A 16,327-nucleotide genomic window follows, 5' to 3' on the forward strand; every position below is an offset into this window, starting at 1 on the left:
TTATTATTGGTTCTCAGCCTTAACGACCAATCTGAATCCTTCTCCATGAATGTTCAAGATTTCCACGACATCATCCCTCTTCAAATATTTTCTCAGTTTGGCAATGTAAACATCCATACTTCGGGAGGTGAAATAATTATCATCTCTCCATATTTTGGTCAATGCCAATTCTCGAGGCATTAAATCATTTTCGTGTAGGGCGAGAAGCCTTAATAATTCATTCTCCTTTGGAGAAAGTTTTATGGGCTCTTCATCCATATATTTTAGGAAACGAAGTTTTGAATTTAAGTGGAAATTTCCAACTTGAAATTCAAACTGCTTGCTGTCCGCCAAGGTACTGGATGCCTTTCTTTGAAGTATTGCCTTAAGCTTCATCAATAATACTTCAGAGTCAAAAGGTTTGTTCAAATAATCATCGGCCCCTGCTTTGTACCCCTTCAACACATCTTCTTTCATGGTCTTGGCGGTAAGGAAGATTATCGGAACATTTTCGTTCTTTTCCCTTATTTCCCGTGCCAAGGTAAACCCATCCTTGTAAGGCATCATGACATCCAAAATACAGACATCATAATTATCTTTTTTGAACTTTTCAAAGCCTTCCATACCGTTTTTGGCCAGAACCACATCAAAGTCGTTCATAGACAAATAATCCTTCAGCACAATCCCAAAATTGGGGTCATCCTCAACCAGCAATATTTTTTTCTTTTCTGTTTCCATAATTCTGTTTTTCTATATTAAAGGAAGTTTTAAATAAAAAGTACTTCCTTTTCCTTTTTCACTTTCGGCGTAAACTTCGCCTTGATGATCTTCAATAATTCTTTTTACATAGGCCAAACCTAATCCATGACCTTTTACATTGTGAATATCCCCAGTGTGTTCCCTGTAAAACTTTTCGAACACCTTCTTAAGTACCGCTTTGCTCATTCCAGCTCCTTGATCTTGGATCTTGATGATTATATTATTTTTCACCATTTCAGTAAAAACATCAATCTTTGGAGGCTCTGGTGAGTACTTTATGGCATTGTCCAACATGTTCACTATTACATTGGTAAAGTGCATATCGTTGGCCAAAACCTCTGATCTTTCGGCATCCAAATGGACATTAATATAGCCTCCCCTGTTCTTCACGATCAGTTCCACATGGGTTATAGCGTCCAAAACAATGTCATGCGCGTCTACCCTATCTTTCCGAATGTCCAACTGATTTTTCTCCAATTTGGAAATCCGTAAAACGTTTTCCACTTGCGCATGCATTCGTTTATTTTCCTCACGAATCATGCCCAAATAACGTAAAACCTTATCCTTGTCCTCAAAAGACTTTGGGTTCCGAATTGCTTCAACCGCCAAATTGATCGTTGCAATGGGTGTTTTAAACTCGTGCGTCATATTATTGATAAAATCCGTTTTTATCTCCGATATCTGCTTTTGCTTTATCAATTGATAGATTGCACTCGAATAGGCCACCAATATGACCAATGTAAAAATCAGTGACAGGAAGGCCATTCCCATTATTGAACCAAAAATGAACTTCTTCTGTTTGGGAAAGGTCAGCAACAATGAAAAATTGCTGTTCCCTTCACTATCCTTAAATATGGGAGCTTCATACATCTTCGATTCGGAAAACTTAAATCTTTTGGATTTAATTTTCGTAGGATAACCTTGGCTATACACTCCATATTCAAAATCGATATCGATGTTTCTATTGCGAAGTTCCTGGTCCAACAACAATTCCAATTCCTTTCTCGAAATCCTTTTATGAATTGGCTGGCTCTTGGCATATTCGGTAAACACATCTTCCAATGCAGCCTTGTCAATGCTGGACAGTCCTCCAATCTTTTCCGCCCTTTGAATGGGAGTTAAGCTATAACTCTTTCCATCCAAACCATATTCTTCCTTAAAAACTGCACGGGTTCGTTTGCTTGTGTAATTTTTAATCGTGGTGCTATCTTCACCACTTGAATTATCAAAGAACGTTGATGTTACATTGTAATCTTCTTCCAATATCCCATGGGAATAAAAGAGAATTTCATCGGAGTTCACATCTCTATCGACGAAAAAAAAGTTTCTGAACTGCGAAGTCTTGGGTTCCCCAATGCTGTCCGCCAATGAAGCAACACGATCAAGGTACAAGTTCATCTCACTCTTCTCCACCCTGCTCGCTACCTTGTCCAATATGTCCGTAACCGTTCTTGAGAATTGCTCCTCTTTATCGTCAACCGATGTTCTTATCCAATAAACCTGAACAAAGATTATTCCTGTGAGCGATAAACTCATCAGAATGACGAGAAGAACGAATAGCTTCTTGTTCATTGGGGTAAAATTAGAAATTTAACATTTAGGCCTTTCACCGTTTAACCTAACCTTAACAAAAATGTTAAAATTTTGAATTAGAGCTCGAGGCAATCTAGTCGGTGATGTAGTTTCTCCACCTCTTTTTTAGTAATGTCCAAATTGATGTTTTCAATACAGAAATCCGCCAATTCCCTTTTTTTGGACTCTTCCATTTGATTGCCCATACGGTCCAAAACTTCTTGTTTGGAAACTCCATCCCTGTCCATTACACGTTGCAAACGCAATTCAATTGGAGCTGTGATCAACAGCACATAATCATAATTTTTTTGCGCTTCGTTTTCAAAAATCAATGCTGTTTCTTGGATCACATAATTTGAAGTTTGATACTCCGCCCATGCCAAAAAATGGGTGCGAACTTCCGGATGGACAATGCTATTCAGCTCATTCAAGAGATCTGGATCTTTAAATACCTTGCTCGCTATATAACTTCTGTTTAAATCCCCGTCGGAATATGCTTTCTTACCCAGAAGCTCAATTATAGACTTTTTAATTTTGCTGGATGTAACCATCAATTGCTTTGCTTCCAGATCTGAATCGTAAACAGGGACCCCAAGTTCACGGAACATATTTGCCACCGTGCTTTTACCGCTTCCTATACCTCCTGTTAGCCCAATAATCATCATTTTTGCTCCATAACAAAGTTTACCTTATTCTCCAAAAGCCGTACTCCGTGGGATTTTTCCGGTTTTTTGGCGACCTGCAGAAAGAGTACGTTGTCTTTTGCATTGGTGAGCTGTGAATAATCAGCCACCACTTCAAAATCATTCTGTTCAATAATCTTCAACTGTTCAATCGTAGCTTTGCAAAGAACAGAAACTGATGCAGGAAAAGTTTTAATACTATATCCCTCTGGAAAGTTGGTAACCTGCACCGGGACTTCAAATACTTTTTCGGAAAACCTGGCCACTTTACCTGAAACATTGACCCGACTTAGCGAAAAAATACTGTTGGTCATTTCTTTTGGAAATACCAACGCAATGTCTTTGGAAAAATCAGCCGAAACATTACTAATTTCAATTTTGGAGGTGGATATATATTTCAAAGTATCAACCTCGTTGGGCGGCCCCTTTACAAGCACGGTTTTCGGTGCTACTTCTGGTGCCCCATCCATAATATAGTTTTGCTCAAATTGAATATCCAAAACTACCTTTATGGGCACTTCCTTTGTTGCAACCTTGTACATGTCAACAATCAATTCATCCCTATAAAGGTCCACCAAGGATATATTTTGGGAAAGCTGGCTTTCTATTTGTTTTTTTAGCGAATCCTCGTTCAGTTTGTACCGCCCATTTTCATGCAGAGATTGAGAAAGGTCTATACTGATTCTTTTATTGAACAGGTTGAAATAAAAATGACGAAACCCACTAGTCCTTATTTTAGCCTCGATAGATTTGGCCGAATTGTTGCCCAAAAGTAGGGTGTCTGGCAAGTTTTTGTAATTGAGATTGAAATTTGCCCTAGATTCATACGATTCGGATAGATTGCTTAAAAACCATGCCAAAAAAGAACATAGCAGAAAAAGCAAAAACACTTTTACTTTTCTATTATTTGCCCTTGTCAAAAGTTTTTTAAACACTTTATCGTTTTTTAAAAAACAACTTTGGAAATAGCTGTTCCGGCTCCTTTTTACTAAAAGTAAGCAACATTGTCGATTTGAAAAAACCTATCCCATATCCTGTAAACTGAATTATAGCCGCAAAAATTGCAAGCAAAGCAACTTTCATCTTATTGGTCTTGGCCAATGCATCAACAAACAACATAAAAAAGTATGTACAATAAAATAGTATGGGAAAATTATAATCTGCCATCAACAACAATAGGGATAGCAAAAAACCAACGATGAAAGCCGTTGGGAACCAGTAAGTGACTTTTGCCGTTCCTGGATGCCATTTGTTCAATATGGGTCGTACCATGCCAAACTTATTCACCTGAATATAGAATTTGTTCCAATCGATTCGTCTTTTATGGTAAACAAAGGCTTTTGGAAATAATCTGGAACTATAACCAGCTTCCCAAATACGAAATGTGAGGTCGGGGTCTTCTCCCGGGTGAATCCTTCCAAAACCGCCTACTTTTTCGAAAGTCTCTTTGGAAATTCCCATGTTAAAACTTCGCGGTTGAAACTTACCCACGGATTTGTCACCGCCACGAATTCCCCCCGTGGTAAAAAAGGACGTCATCGCATAGTTGATGGCTTTTTGTACCGTTGTGAATGATTCGTCGGCTGCATCAGGACCTCCAAAGCAATGCACAAAGTCACTGCTCAATTCTTTTTCAACTTCGGACAGGTATTGTTTGGGCAGAATGCAATCTGAATCCAAAATGATAAAATAGTTGCCTTTGGCCTTTTCCATCCCAAAATTTCTGGAATCTCCAGGGCCTGAATTCGGTTTAAAATAATAGGAAATCTGTAGTTTTTGCTGAAACTGTTCCACAACTCTTTCAGAACTTTCAGTGGAACCGTCCTCGACAATCACAATCTCAAAATCTTTTTCAAATGTTTGCAAACAGAGACTCTCTAACAATTCCCGAATTTCTTCGGGCCTGTTATACACCGGTACAATTATGGATATTTTCAATTCCATTTAAAAACACAAAAGCCATCCCTTAAGGGATGGCTTTTGTTAGTATATCTTTTTGTTATTCACTGAATTCATCAATAACTTCTTGACTTACACCTGTATTGGAGAAACCACCGTCATGAAACAAATTCTGCATGGTGACCTTCCTCGTTAAATCCGAGAACAAGCTAATGGTATAATCAGCACAATCTGCGGCAGAAGCATTGCCCAATGGGGACATCTTCTCAGCGTAATTGATAAAACCTCCAAATCCTTTGACTCCTTGTCCGGCAGTAGTTGGAGTTGGTGATTGTGAAATGGTGTTCACCCTTACTTTCTTTTCCTTTCCGAAGAAATATCCAAAGCTACGGGCCACCGACTCCAAATAAGCCTTATTGTCGGCCATATCATTATAATCGGGGAACGTACGCTGCGCTGCCATATAGGTCAATGCCACAATACTGCCCCATTCATTCATGGCATCTGCCTTAAAAAGGGTCTGCATTACTTTGTGGAACGAAAGCGCCGAGACATCCCAACCTTTGGCAGTAAAATCATATTTTTCATCCGTATAGGCTCTTCCTTTTCTAACATTCACAGACATTCCGATAGAGTGCAGCACAAAATCCAATTTCCCTCCAAGGATTTCCATGGATTTTTCCACTAAATTTTGCAAATCCTCCTCGCTGGTCGCATCGGCCGGAATGATTTCAGAACCGGTTTTCTTGGCCAGTTCATTTATTTGCCCCATTCGCATGGCAATGGGCGCATTGGTCAAAACAAATGTTCCGCCCTCTTCATGGACGCGCTCTGCAGTTTTCCAAGCAATGGAATTTTCATCCAAAGCTCCAAATATGATTCCTTTTTTACCTTTTAAAAGATTGTATGACATAGTCTATCTATCGTTGGTTTTGGCGACAAAGATATTTATTCTTATCGAGTTTTTCGTTTTTGATTTTATGGATTGAAATGAGGTCGGTTATTGCAATAATTGCTTGGCATGGGCCAAGGCAGATTCGGATAGTGCTTTACCCCCAAGCATTTCGGCAAGCTCGCTTATACGTTCATCCGAACTCAATTTTCTCATATGTGTTGTGGTTCCTTCAGCACTCTCTTCCTTGTATACCTTGAACTGTTGTTTTCCTTTGGAGGCCACCTGCGGTAAATGGGTAATGGAAAAGACTTGCATGGTGTTGCCCATTTGTTGCATAATTTCTCCCATTCTATTTGAAATCTCGCCTGAAACTCCCGTGTCGATTTCATCGAACATCATTGTTGGGAGTTGCTCATACTCGGCCAAAATGGATTTTATGGTCAACATAATTCGTGAAAGCTCCCCTCCCGATGCCACTTTTTTCAATTCTCCATAATCGGAACCTTTGTTTGCTGAAAACAAAAATGTAAGATCATCCGCACCATTCAATTTGAATGCATCTGAAGGTTGAACTGCAATATTGAAGGTTGCTGAAGGCATTCCCAATGCATATAAACTTTCTTGAAGCCTATTTTTCAGTTTGGGGATGACCGCATTTCGTGCACTTCTGATTTTTGCTGCCCAGTTTTCAACTTGATTCTTAATTTGGGCAACTTCGTTTTCCTTTTCCCTGATGTTGGCGTCGATATTGGCAACGGTATCTACTTTTTGGGAAAGACTTTCTCTTATATCGATGAGCTCAGAAACTGTGGAAACCTGATGCTTTTTTTGAAGGTCATACAGCTGTTGCAATTTGCCATTGACCATATGCAAACGTTCAGGGTCGGCCTCTACCCCATCTTTTAAATGTTCCAACTCAGAGGAGATATCGTCCATTTCGATAAAAACGGATTGTATCCGTTGATTCAAGGCTTCATATTCCCGTCCGTAATCAGATAGGCTTTGAAAAACTTGTTTAAGGTCCGAAAATCGACCAAGCAATCCCATTTGTTCATCATTCAGCAATGAATGTCCTTGGGCAAGCAGTTCCATAATATGCTCCACATTGCTCAACTGTCCATATTCGGTTTCCAACTCCTCCTGCATTCCTTCAGTTAAGGTAACAGCATCCAATTCTTGTAACAGGAAACTATTATAATCATGTTCTTTTGTTGAACTGGATTGAAAATCCAATAATTCCTGTAATTGGCTCGAAGCTATTTTATATTGACTTAAGTGTCCGGTATATTTTTCAAGATTTTCCTTATTGCCCGCCAGTGCATCCACTACCTTCAGCTGAAAATCGTTCTCGGTCAATTGCAAGGTTTGATGTTGTGAGTGCACATCTATCAACTGATTTCCAAGCTGTTTTAAAACATCAAGGATAACGGGAGAATCATTCACAAAAGCTCTCGATTTGCCACTGGGTAAAATCTCTCTTCGAAGTATGGTTACATCTTCATAATCGAGGTCACGCTCATCAAAAAAAAGATTCAATTTGTATTTGGAAACCTCAAATTCAGCCTCTATAATGCATTTTTGTTCCTTGTTCTTTAAGGATGAAAGGTCTGCACGCTTTCCCAAAACCAAGGAAAGTCCTCCCAATAGAATGGACTTACCTGCTCCAGTTTCACCTGTAATGGTAGTAAAGCCATCAGAGAACGAAACGTTTAGGTCGTCAATCAGGGCATAGTTCCGAATTGAAAGATTTGTAAGCAATGCTGAAGATTTTCCCCGTAAATATAAATCTCTTTGGAGAAATGGGCTAGTATTTTATTTCGTTCCAAGTACTGGAATAGAATGGAGCCACTTTGTTGAGTGTTTCTTTGAGCTGCACCACATCAATTTTGGGCCCATCGGAGAAGATATTTCTTATTTCTTCAGATTTGGCATCAAAGAACGTTTGAATCAAAAACGCGTTGGGTCTTCTTTTAATAAGCGTCTCGAACAAACGCATGCTTCCTGCTATGATTTGTTTACCCGTACTATTGTTGTCTCCTAATATATCCAATCCTTTTCTATGGTAATTGTACATCGCAATACGATATTCCCTAAAAGAATTGCTCAAAAGATTGTCCACCAGTTCAAAACGGCTTCTTTGTCCCGTTTCCTGGTTCCAACCTGAAGAATTTGACCCCTGCGCCTGGGTAACAATGTTCTGCGCCCTGCGGTACATATCGTCCCCGCCTTCCAACGAAAAAGTATCTGCATCCAGCCCCAACATTATGTATACGTAGTAAGAAATAACACTGACCAAATTGGACTCAAAGGCATTTTCATTGTAAGCCAAAGGTTGAAATTCTTGATATTGAAAATTAAAGACATCATCTTTATAATTAAAGATGGGGCTTTCATAGGAAGTGTTGTAAACCGGCCTTGAGGATTGAATTTGAATATTCGCCTCAAAACGGTCCGATTCATATTGGGTTACCGTAATAAACATTCTGGCATTTACCCTTTCATTTTCCCTATAGGTTCGATTGGTCCATTTGTTTTTGTTCACAAAATCATTCAATGAACGCTCAAGGGTCCTAAAAATTTGCTGATTGGTTTGACTTACCTGGTCTGAATTCACCGTAATGGCGCAATTCATCTCCTGGGCTAAAAATGCCTGAGAAAAGGACAACAAAAAAGCAACAATCAAAAGGTTACGCATGGACTCTGGTGATGATTTCTTCCCAAATATCGGAAGCCACCTCGGGCTTCGTCTTCAAACCAAACGTTTTTATATCCAAATTCTTATCAATAAAGGTGATTTTATTGGTACTTCCTCCAAAGCCTGCTCCTTCGTCCTTTAAGGAATTGAGAATAATGGCATCCAAGTTTTTCCGTTTTAGTTTTCCTTTGGCATTTTCGAGTTCATTTTCGGTTTCCAGAGCAAACCCTACCAAAAACTGCTTTGTTTTTTTCTCGCCCAAAGAAAATAGGATGTCCGGATTTCGTTCCAGTTCAATCTGTAAATCCCCATCTTTCTTTTTAATTTTCTCTGTAGCTACATTTTTTGGACGGTAGTCGGCCACCGCCGCAGCACAGATGGCAACGTCAACATTTTCATAGTACTGATGGCACGCATCGAACATTTCTTGCGCAGAAGTTACCCTGACCAAATCAATATTGCTGTTTTCCGACACAATTAAATTGGTCGGTCCTGAAACCAAAATCACATGAGCTCCCAAACTTGCAGCTTGTTTTGCCAACTCAAAACCCATGGTTCCGGAAGAGCGATTACCCAAAAATCGAACAGGATCAATCGCCTCATGAGTCGGTCCAGCCGTAATCAATACTTGCTTTCCGCTTAAAGGCAGATCCTTGGTCAAATCCTTGATAAGAAATTGCATTATCGCTTCGGGTTCGGCCATTCGACCTTCCCCATGGAGCCCACTGGCCAATTCACCGGTTTCAGCCGGAATCATAATATTGCCAAAAGATTCCAATGTATCAAAAGACGCTTTGGTAGATGGATGTTTGTACATATCCAAATCCATAGCTGGGGCAAAATACACCGGACATTTTGCGGACAAATAGGTTGCCATTAACAGATTATCGCATGTTCCATGCGCCATTTTGGAAAGCGTGTTGGCCGTGGCCGGAGCAATGATCATTAAATCTGCCCATAAGCCAAGTTCCACATGATTATTCCAAGACAAGCTTCCATCTTCTTCATTGATAAAATCCATTACAACTGGATTTTTCGAAAGCGTGGACAGGGTAAGTGGGGAAACAAAAGAGCTGGCACTCTGGGTCATTACAACTTTGACCTGGGCACCAGCTTTTATCAAAAGCCTAACTAGAAATGTGGTCTTATATGCGGCGATTCCTCCGGTAATGCCCAAAAGGATGTTTTTACCGCTAAGCATTTCTTAGGCGTCTTTCTCTGTGTTTCTATAATAGATTTTGTCTTCCAACCACTCCAACACGGCCAATGCATGTGGTTTTGGAAGTTTTTCATAGAATTTTGAAACTTCTATCTGCTCTTTGTTTTCAAAAACCTCTTCCAAACTATCACTATAAGTGGCGAATTCTTCCAACTTCTCCAACAATTCTTTTTTGATTTCCGAATTGATTTGGATAGCTCGTTTTGAAGCTATGGATATCGCTTCGTAAATATTATCGGTTTTTTCATCGAACTCATTCCTGTTATGGGTAACAGTGGAAACAGGTGCTTTGGTATTTTTCAAATCTTGCATGGACTGCGTGTTTAAACTATTTATTTGGAATTGGCATATGTTACTAACTCCTTTTGGATTTTGCTTGACAGGTTGTCAGCTTTCTTTTTAAATTTTGTATCTGGATAATAGCGAAAAAGATTGTTGTAGGCGGTTTGGGCATCTTCCAAACGTTCTTTCCTTTTGCTCTCTACACTGTTCATTGCCAAATTGGTCGTTGCCTCTATCTTATAATATAGTGCTTCTTCCCTATAAATGGAACCAGGGTTATCAGAGATAAAATTGTCCAATGCAGTGATAGCGGAAACCAAAATTGGGTAGTTAAACTGACCTAATTTGTTGAATTGCTTCGCAATCTCCAACTGCTTTTTCTCTTTTTTGGCGGTTAGCTCTTTAGCCATTGCGTTGGCTTCGTCAAAAAACTCCGACTCCGGATATGTATTAATGAACGATTGTAGCTTTACCAATGCTTTGTCCGTATCAGTTTGGTCCAAAGAATACGCCGGTGAAAGCTCGTAATAGCTTTTAGCTCCCAAAAAGGTGGCTTCTTGAATCTTATCACTTCGTGGATAGGATTTTATGAAACGTTCAAATTGATATCCAGCCAAATAGTAGTCCCTGGTCTTGAAATAGGTGTCCGCAAAAAAGAACATTACCCTTTCCCCTTGCGGTTTGCCAACATATCGTGGTGCAATCTGTTCGTAAAGTCTTTTTGCTCTCTTAAAATCCCCTTCATTATAATATTTTTGGGCCAAATCATATTTGGCTTTTACATCATCATTTTTAAGTACTTTCTGGTACTCATTACAGGATGAAAAGACAATAGCAACTAGAAGTAATAGGAATACGGACCTCATTCTCAAAAATATTTTGCAAAATTAGTGATAATCACCGGATATAAAAAATGGAATAATCACCGAAAATAAGGGCTTGGTTGTGCATCCGCTAAGGATTTAGCGAACATTTAACATGCTTCAGGCATAAACCTTGTCGAACGACTCCAGAAAATTGGCAATTCTACTCTTTAATGCGGGTGTTGCCTCCATTAATGGTAATCGGACCACTCCGTTGCCAAGTCCCAAGGTTTCAAATATCGATTTGATTCCTGCAGGATTTCCTTCTTCAAAAATCAATTGCATTAGCGGTTGCAGTGCATGATGCAATTGATAAGCTTCGTCGGAGTCGTTATTAATACCCAATCGAATCATTTTGGAAAAAGATGTTGGCAAACCCTGTCCCAACACGGAAATAACACCCGAACCGCCTGCCAGAACAGTTGGTAATGCGGTAAAATCATCTCCGGAAATCACCATAAAATCCTCGGGTTTATCCTTTAGGATTTTATCAATTTGAATCATGTCTCCGCAGGCTTCCTTAATGGCTACAATATTGTCAAAATCCTTGGCAAGACGCAAAGTTGTTTCAGGCAACATATTGCTCCCGGTCCTTGCCGGTACGTTGTACATAATTATTGGTTTTGGAGATGCTAGTGCAACAGCCTTAAAATGTTGGTAAATTCCTTCTTGTGTAGGTCTATTGTAATATGGCGATACTGAAAGAATGCCCTCAAAATCTGATAAATCGGTTTGTGAAACCTCATCCACTACAGCTGCAGTATTATTTCCTCCTATACCCAAAACCAATGGTAATCGGCCTGCATTTGCCCGTACAATAACATCTATGACCAATTGTTTATCTGCTTTTGATAGGGTTGCAGATTCGGCGGTGGTACCCAGTGCCACCAAATAGTCAATTCCACCTTGCACACAATGTTCCACAATGCGCTCCAAGGCCTCAACATCTACTGAAAAATCCCTATTGAAAGGTGTTACCAAGGCTACACCTGTACCAACAAATTGTTCCATTACAATTCTTTTAAAACCTTTAAATACTTTTTTAGTTCACTCTTGAACATCTTAAAATTGGCTAGGTCAGTATTTAGGATCAGATCATTTATTTTCGGGTCCAAAGCCCCAAATCCGACTTTCAATCTTGCCGGGGTTTTCACCGACAACAATTTCATCATTAAATTATCTTCTTCGTAATAATTGATCAACATATCATATTCTCTTCCCAAAAACTCCAGCACATATCCATTTTCTATGACACCTTTCCATCCCAAATCCTTATCCGAAAAAATTTGGATGGCGTAGGGTGAATTCTTATCGTATTCACGCTTGTAACCAATGATTTTTATGGCATTGGGTCTTAGCGAAAAGTCGTCGATAAGCTCGTAGAACACCTCAGCATTATGGAAGTTATCCACATCAACAATACAGCCAATACTGGTAATCCCGTGGTCCCTAGCGACCGTTTGGGGAGGATTTTCCAATGCCTCCCTTAAATATTTAAGACCTGATTTAACCTTAAATTTATCCTGGAACCCTTTTAAAAACATATTTTTTATGCATTTTTACAAAGGTAATTATTCCATAAGATTACAAGACAAAGATAAGCACGTGTATATTTTAAAATTAAAACAATTTGTTGCATTCGTAACTTTTTGTTTGTTCCTCTCCTGTCAGCAAGAGAAAGGACAGCTTTCAAAAATTCAAGGGAAACAGCTAAAAATAGATTCGAGTTTAACCGCTGTTGATTCTATTTCGGATTATATAGCGCCGTTCAAGAATCGAATTAATGAGGTATTGGACAGTACCCTGGCCTATGCTCCCGAGACGATTCCTCTTGACGATGCGAAGCACAATACTTCCATGGGGAATTTAATGGCCGATATTGTTCTTGCCGAGACCGTTCCACTTTTTAAAAAGCAAACAGGTAAAGATTTGGATTTTGTGGTTTTAAATAGAGGTGGCATCCGTACCATTATTTCCAAAGGAAATGTGTCCGCAAGAAATGCTTTTGAAATCATGCCTTTTGAAAATTACATTGCAGTGGTGGAATTAGACGGAGTCGCAGTCAGAAAACTTATCAACTACCTGATAAATGCCACCAAGGCCCACCCCATTGCCGGAACCCAGATTATCTTGGATAAAAAAGGGGATTTGGAATCCGTGGATATCCAAGGAAGTCCGTTTGACGAAACCAGAAATTATTATGTGGCCACTTCCGACTATTTGGTTCAGGGAGGCCCGAGTATCGGATTTTTTAATGATATGGTAAGTGTGACCGATACGGGCTATTTGTTGCGCAATGCCATTATTGACCATTTTAAGAAAATAGATACGGTTAAGGCAACTGTTGATGATAGATTTATTGAACTCAAGTAAATGAAAAGACGGGATTTTTTACGAAATACGGCAGCCACTTCAACTTTTGTTGGTTTGGGTGGATTGAGCTTGAATTCCTGCAAAGGATTGGGTTCAAAGCAGATTACCATCTTGCACACCAATGATGTGCATAGTCATATAGACCCCTTCCCAACGACACACTCACAATACGCAAACCTGGGTGGTGTGGCCCGAAGGGCCAGCTTGGTAGAACAAATTCGAAATGAAAACCCGAATACACTGTTATTTGATGCTGGCGATATTTTTCAAGGCACCCCCTACTTCAACTTTTATGGCGGTGAATTGGAATTTAAGTTGATGAGCAAGCTCAAATATGATGCGGCCACCATCGGAAACCATGATTTTGATAACGGAATTGATGGTTTACTGGCCCAGGTGCCCAATGCTACCTTTGAGCTGCTTTCCGCCAATTACGATTTTAAAAACACGGTAATGAATGGTTTTGTAAAACCCTACAAAACCTATCTTTTGGATGGAATCAAAATTGGAGTGTACGGCATCGGGATCAAACTAGATGGTTTGGTTACCCAACGTCTTTACAAGGAAACGGAATACCTGAACCCTTTTGAAATTGCTTTGGACACCGAACGTTTATTGAAAGAAGAGGAAAAATGCGACCTTATCATCTGTCTTTCCCATCTGGGGTACGATTATCAAAATCCTGAAAGGGCATCTGACACGCAACTGGCCCAACGTACCCATTTCACGGATTTAATCATTGGTGGTCATACCCATACCTTTTTGGACAAACCCGATGTGCGCACCAATCAACAAGGAAATTCGGTATTGGTAAACCAGGTTGGGGCCTATGGAATTAATCTAGGTCGGATTGATTTTTATTTTGACTCGGATAAAAATGCTTCGGCCAATGGGGTGAGTATTGCGGTGTAGATTCAGCATCATTTTAAACCTTTCTCTGCCAACAAAAAAACGCCAAAAACTATCCTTTTTGGCGCCTTCATCAAGTTCTAAAATCCATTAATTACATTCGGAGTCTCCCGTTATAGTCCAACCATGGTCATTGATCAAGGAATCTCTTGCCGCGACTCCATCATCGCAATAAATCATATCATCGGCACCAAGGTTAATATTCTGAGGAATATTTTGCTGTTCTGACCAACCTATTAAAAACCAATAATCCGCTTTTACGTGCATTTCATCGGTAAAATCACTTGGATTGAAAAAAACTGCTTCATTTACTTGTTAATTTTTTAACAATTTTTGTATTTTACGTGCGAACCTTAACATAAACATAACTATATGAAAGAAAAGACTACTACCCCACAAACCCAACAATTACCAATATTACTCTCCATCTTCCTAACCCTGTTTTTGGTTTCATTTTCCCAAGCGCAAAGCGAATATGCCTTGCCTGGGCCCGTTAGTCAGCTAACGGTGAACGAAAATGGAGATATTGCATGTAATATCCATTCACATGATGCAGTGGCCGTTGGCCACCATCAAATGGGAAGTTCCAAAGCGGGACTGAAGATGAATGGGGCACAAAAAGTTGCTTCTACATCAAAAAAAGCACCGAGCGGTGCTACAATTTTTGTTGACTATTACAACTTTGACCCTACTTTTCCTCAAGCAGATTTTATCATAGCAGCAACAGCTTTTCAGTCCGCAGTGGATGCTTGGGCAGCAAGTTTATCTTCTGATGAGCCTATTTTTGTGGCCGCTGTATTTCGACAATTGGATCCAGGTGTTTTGGGTTCAGCCGGTCCTACGCGCATCTATGCCAACTCACCAGGATTGGAACGAAATACTTGGTACGGAAATGCATTGGCAGATAAGTTAAGCGGAGAAGATTTAGGCCCAGGGCTTTATGATATCGTAGCCAATTTCAGCACTGTTTTCCCAAATTGGTATTACGGAACAGATGGAAATACCCCTGCCGGCGATTTCGATTTTAAAACGGTTGTTTTGCACGAGCTTGGACATGGTCTCGGTTTCTTTGGATCTATGTTTGTTGACAATGCAAGTGGTATTGGCGACTATGGTTTCGGGATTCCAAATCCAATATACCCGGCCATTTATGATCGTTTGGCCAATTCGGCTGATGGAAAGTCCATCCTTAAGGAAAACCGGTACGGCAACTTTACCACAGAATTGGGAGATGTATTGCTTTCTGGTCCACTTACTGCCAAAGGACCAAACATAAAGGGCGCCTCCAATGGAAAAGGTGCGCAACTTTTTACTATTCTTGACTCAGAGATATTTGGAGATATTCCGGGACTAACCGATGTTTGGTTACCTGGGTCCAGTTATTCTCATTTCGACTTTGTAACCTATGCCGGAGGACCTAATGGTCTAATGGTTCCGTTTTTGTTCCGAGGACTTTCATTTGCAGGTCCTGACGCACTTACCTTAGCCCTTTTTGATGACCTAGGCTGGAATGGCAAGGTAAACAGAGAGGTAATGGAAGACCGCAGCAACGATGGAAATGGTGGAGATGACCCTTTGGCTGGAGCTGAAAATGTGGTTTCACTATATCCAAACCCGTTTACCACAAACGTGAATATAACACTGGCAGAAGGTAGATCAATTAAAAAAGCTTCTCTCTCCGATTTCTCCGGAAGTCAATATGCAGTTCCGGCAGGAAAAATTAGAGGTGGGACAGACGCTACCATAGACCTTTCCAATTTCAGGGGAAGATCTGGACTATATATTTTACAATTGACCTATGACGACAATACGTCGGAAGTAGTTAAAATTTATAAGCAGTAACTCAAATAAACTAGCTGTTAAAGAAGATGCCGGGCAAATTGCCCGGCATTTTTTTATTGGTTTAATACATACTCAACCATTTGCTCCAATTCCTTCTCCAATGAACACGCGGGGAATGATCTGCCAGCCTGTCGATACCAATACCCCGCATTCCATTTATCACCTTCCTTCCGATGAAGGTACGCGTGAATCCAACTCCCCATTTCCGTGTGCAAGTCCTGAGCTATGTTGTGTGAAGCGTTCCAATTTCCTTTTGCATCCCACCATAAAGCTTGCAAAGCCTCTGGCCATTCTGCATTTGGTTTTGGAAAATCCATAGTTTCTTGAAAAGAGCTGTAATCCTTTGGAATCATTTTA

Annotated in this window: 18 protein-coding genes; 3 read left to right on the forward strand and 15 right to left on the reverse strand. The window is 40.0% G+C overall.

The window, feature by feature from the left end; all coding sequences use genetic code 11:
- Nucleotides 1-3: 3 nt before the first annotated feature.
- The 13 genes from ACULLG_RS12975 to ACULLG_RS13035 all read right to left on the reverse strand — a co-directional run bounded on the left by ACULLG_RS12975 (nt 4) and on the right by ACULLG_RS13035 (nt 12,390).
- Entirely contained in the window at nt 4-717 is a 714-nt protein-coding gene (locus ACULLG_RS12975; protein ID WP_452127223.1) for a response regulator transcription factor, read from the reverse strand.
- 12 nt (nt 718-729) lie between these two features.
- Nucleotides 730-2,310, reverse strand: a complete 1,581-nt coding sequence (locus tag ACULLG_RS12980) for a sensor histidine kinase (protein WP_452127224.1) — start codon at nt 2,308-2,310, stop codon at nt 730-732.
- 77 nt (nt 2,311-2,387) lie between these two features.
- Entirely contained in the window at nt 2,388-2,975 is a 588-nt protein-coding gene (coaE, locus tag ACULLG_RS12985; protein ID WP_452127225.1) for a dephospho-CoA kinase, read from the reverse strand.
- Nucleotides 2,972-3,928, reverse strand: a complete 957-nt coding sequence (locus tag ACULLG_RS12990; protein WP_452127226.1) for a CdaR family protein — start codon at nt 3,926-3,928, stop codon at nt 2,972-2,974. Before ACULLG_RS12990 ends, coaE begins: the two co-directional genes overlap by 4 nt.
- Nucleotide 3,929: 1 nt before the next feature.
- A complete protein-coding gene (locus ACULLG_RS12995) occupies nt 3,930-4,937 on the reverse strand; it encodes a glycosyltransferase (RefSeq protein WP_452127228.1) in 1,008 nt (335 codons plus the stop codon).
- 55 nt (nt 4,938-4,992) lie between these two features.
- A complete protein-coding gene (locus ACULLG_RS13000; protein WP_452127229.1) occupies nt 4,993-5,805 on the reverse strand; it encodes an enoyl-ACP reductase FabI in 813 nt (270 codons plus the stop codon).
- Nucleotides 5,806-5,892: 87 nt separating this feature from the next.
- The gene (gene recN / locus ACULLG_RS13005; RefSeq protein ID WP_452127230.1) at nt 5,893-7,545 is read right to left on the reverse strand and encodes a DNA repair protein RecN; all 1,653 of its coding nucleotides are present in this window, start codon (nt 7,543-7,545) and stop codon (nt 5,893-5,895) included.
- A 46-nt stretch (nt 7,546-7,591) separates the two neighbouring features.
- On the reverse strand, nt 7,592-8,482 hold the full coding sequence (gene porD, locus ACULLG_RS13010; RefSeq protein WP_452127231.1) for a type IX secretion system protein PorD: 891 nt from the start codon (nt 8,480-8,482) through the stop codon (nt 7,592-7,594).
- Nucleotides 8,475-9,683: a bifunctional phosphopantothenoylcysteine decarboxylase/phosphopantothenate--cysteine ligase CoaBC gene (gene coaBC, locus ACULLG_RS13015; protein WP_452127232.1), complete on the reverse strand. Its 1,209-nt coding sequence runs from the start codon at nt 9,681-9,683 to the stop codon at nt 8,475-8,477. Before coaBC ends, porD begins: the two co-directional genes overlap by 8 nt.
- Nucleotides 9,684-9,686: 3 nt before the next feature.
- Nucleotides 9,687-10,013: a DNA-directed RNA polymerase subunit omega gene (locus ACULLG_RS13020; RefSeq protein WP_116183203.1), complete on the reverse strand. Its 327-nt coding sequence runs from the start codon at nt 10,011-10,013 to the stop codon at nt 9,687-9,689.
- 20 nt (nt 10,014-10,033) lie between these two features.
- Nucleotides 10,034-10,849, reverse strand: coding sequence for an outer membrane protein assembly factor BamD (locus ACULLG_RS13025; RefSeq protein ID WP_452127233.1), 816 nt, complete (start codon nt 10,847-10,849; stop codon nt 10,034-10,036).
- Between the two features lie 117 nt (nt 10,850-10,966).
- A complete protein-coding gene (dapA, locus tag ACULLG_RS13030) occupies nt 10,967-11,857 on the reverse strand; it encodes a 4-hydroxy-tetrahydrodipicolinate synthase (RefSeq protein ID WP_452127234.1) in 891 nt (296 codons plus the stop codon).
- Complete coding sequence (locus tag ACULLG_RS13035) at nt 11,857-12,390, reverse strand: DUF6913 domain-containing protein (RefSeq protein WP_452127235.1); 534 nt, start codon at nt 12,388-12,390, stop codon at nt 11,857-11,859. Before ACULLG_RS13035 ends, dapA begins: the two co-directional genes overlap by 1 nt.
- A gap of 7 nt (nt 12,391-12,397) precedes the next feature.
- Here ACULLG_RS13035 and ACULLG_RS13040 point away from each other — a divergent pair, with 7 nt between their 5' ends.
- Together ACULLG_RS13040 and ACULLG_RS13045 are read left to right on the forward strand one after the other, a co-directional pair.
- Nucleotides 12,398-13,219: a 5'-nucleotidase C-terminal domain-containing protein gene (locus ACULLG_RS13040; protein WP_452127236.1), complete on the forward strand. Its 822-nt coding sequence runs from the start codon at nt 12,398-12,400 to the stop codon at nt 13,217-13,219.
- Entirely contained in the window at nt 13,220-14,131 is a 912-nt protein-coding gene (locus ACULLG_RS13045) for a metallophosphatase (protein ID WP_452127237.1), read from the forward strand.
- 87 nt (nt 14,132-14,218) lie between these two features.
- On the opposite strand, the gene ACULLG_RS13050 is transcribed toward ACULLG_RS13045, so the two are convergent.
- Nucleotides 14,219-14,395, reverse strand: a complete 177-nt coding sequence (locus ACULLG_RS13050; RefSeq protein ID WP_452127238.1) for a hypothetical protein — start codon at nt 14,393-14,395, stop codon at nt 14,219-14,221.
- Nucleotides 14,396-14,500: 105 nt separating this feature from the next.
- Between ACULLG_RS13050 and ACULLG_RS13055 the strand changes: the two genes are divergently transcribed.
- Nucleotides 14,501-15,970 (forward strand): T9SS type A sorting domain-containing protein, encoded by a 1,470-nt coding sequence (locus tag ACULLG_RS13055; RefSeq protein ID WP_452127239.1) that lies wholly within the window; start codon nt 14,501-14,503, stop codon nt 15,968-15,970.
- A 53-nt stretch (nt 15,971-16,023) separates the two neighbouring features.
- Here the strand turns inward: ACULLG_RS13055 and ACULLG_RS13060 are convergent, their stop codons facing one another.
- Complete coding sequence (locus ACULLG_RS13060; RefSeq protein WP_452127240.1) at nt 16,024-16,323, reverse strand: hypothetical protein; 300 nt, start codon at nt 16,321-16,323, stop codon at nt 16,024-16,026.
- Between the last annotated feature and the right edge of the window lie 4 nt (nt 16,324-16,327).

The sequence above is a fragment of the Flagellimonas sp. 2504JD1-5 genome, from assembly GCF_053618295.1.